Annotated in this window: 1 protein-coding gene; it reads right to left on the bottom strand. The window is 65.7% G+C overall.

Features of this window, described 5'->3' with window-relative positions; genetic code table 11:
- Window positions 1-1,110, bottom strand: a 1,110-nt coding sequence (locus AB0472_RS45985; RefSeq protein ID WP_366365674.1) for an AMP-binding protein, incomplete at its 3' end; no start/stop codon positions are given.
- Window positions 1,111-1,328: the final 218 nt, after the last annotated feature.

Below are 1,328 nucleotides of genomic sequence, written 5' to 3'. Positions count from 1 at the left end.
CCGCTCCGCCGTCAACCCCCCACGACCCCGATACCCACGCGCCAACTGATCCCCCGCCACATACAACTCACCCACCACACCCGGCGCCACCAACCCCAACCCACCATCCAACACAAACAACCGCACCCCAGGAACCGCACGACCCACCGGCACCACCCCACCCACCACATCACCCACACCCACCTCAAACACACAACACCCCACCACCGCCTCCGTCGGACCGTACTCATTCACCACCACCGTCCCCGGAGCACACTCCAACCACGACCGCACCACCCCACCACCCAAAACATCCCCACCCACCACCACACACGCCCCCAACCCCGCCAACACCCCCGCCGGCACCTCCTCCACCAACAACCCCAAATGCCCCGGAACCACCTTCACCAACGAAAAACCACCACCCCCTCCACTCCCACCCACATCCTCACTCAGCAACTCCACCAGACCACCCACACCACCCCCGCCCCCGAACACCAACACCGCCCCCGACACCAACGGCAACAACAAACTCGTCAACGACAGGTCAAAACCGAACGACGAATGCACCGGAACACGACCACCCACCCCCACCCCATACCGCTCCACAGCCCACCCCACATAACCAGCCAACCCCCGATGAGAAACCTCAACCCCCTTCGGCACCCCCGACGACCCCGACGTATACATCACATACGCCAACCCATCCCCCAACACCCGCCCACCACCCACCACCCGCAACCCAGACCCCACCCCAGAACCCCCCTCCACCCCACCACCCGCATCCACACACACCACACCCACACCCACCGGCAACACCCCCACCAAACCAGCCAACTCCTCCCGACCACCCACCACCCACCCCACACCACTGTCCCCCACCACAAACCCCAACCGCCCCACCGGCAACCCCGGATCCAACGGCACCCACGCCGCCCCCACCCGCCACACCGCCAACAACCCCACCACCAACCCCACACCCGGCCCCACACACAACCCCACCAACGACCCCACACCCACACCACACGACACCAACACACCCGCCAACAACGACACCCGCTCATCCAACTCACCAAACGACACCCCCTCCCCACCACACACCACCGCCAACCCACCCGGATCCCGCCCCACCTGCACCTCAAACAACTCCGGCACCAAACCCACCTCCCCCACCACACCCCCACCACCCCACTCACCCAACAACAACCCACGCTCACCCCCCACCAACACATCAACCCCACCCACCCGCACCCCCGCATCCACCCCCACCACACCCAACACACCAACCAACCGCCCCACAAACCCCTCCACCCACCCCCCACCAAACACATCAACCGACGCCGTCACCG

The sequence above is a fragment of the Streptomyces sp. NPDC086777 genome, assembly GCF_040702065.1.
In the GTDB taxonomy this organism is placed as follows: Bacteria; Actinomycetota; Actinomycetes; order Streptomycetales; family Streptomycetaceae; genus Streptomyces.
Note: the sequence above shows the minus strand (reverse complement) of the source record. Positions and strands in the feature narration are given on the sequence as shown.